Annotated in this window: 1 protein-coding gene; it reads left to right on the forward strand. The window is 50.4% G+C overall.

What is annotated here, in order from left to right; genetic code table 11:
* The coding region (locus NE664_13835; protein MCQ4727714.1) for a DNA polymerase III subunit gamma/tau at positions 1 to 428 on the forward strand (428 nt) is incomplete at its 5' end.
* Between the last annotated feature and the right edge of the window lie 32 nt (positions 429 to 460).

The raw sequence follows: 460 nt of genomic DNA on the forward strand, positions 1-460 counted from the left end.
CGGACTCCGTACCAGCCGGGGACAATGGAAGAATGGGCGGCAATGGTGCCCCGTCTGAACCGCTGACGCCTGCGGAACGCGTTGTGCTTCCCGAGGCTCAGTTGGAGGATTTAAATCTTGTCCGCAATGAATGGGGAAAGATTGTAAAAGATCTGGGCGGCCCAATTCGGGCCAGCTTCCGGGATACGGTGGTGGAACCGGCGGGAGACAGTTGTCTCTGCGTTGTATTTACGGATCAGAGTAATTTTATTATCGGCAGCCGTCCGACGACTCTGGGAGACATCGAGCGGTATGTGGAAGAGCATTATCAAAAATCAATTTATTTTAAGGCCAGACTGCGGGGCGGAGGCGAACGCCTCGATACCATTTACGTCAGTGATGAAGAATTAAAAGAAAATATTCACATGGATATTATAATAGAAGATTAACAGGAGGACATACACCATGGCTAAGCGTGGCG

This window comes from Anaerotignum faecicola (assembly GCA_024460105.1).
GTDB lineage: Bacteria > Bacillota > Clostridia > Lachnospirales > Anaerotignaceae > JANFXS01.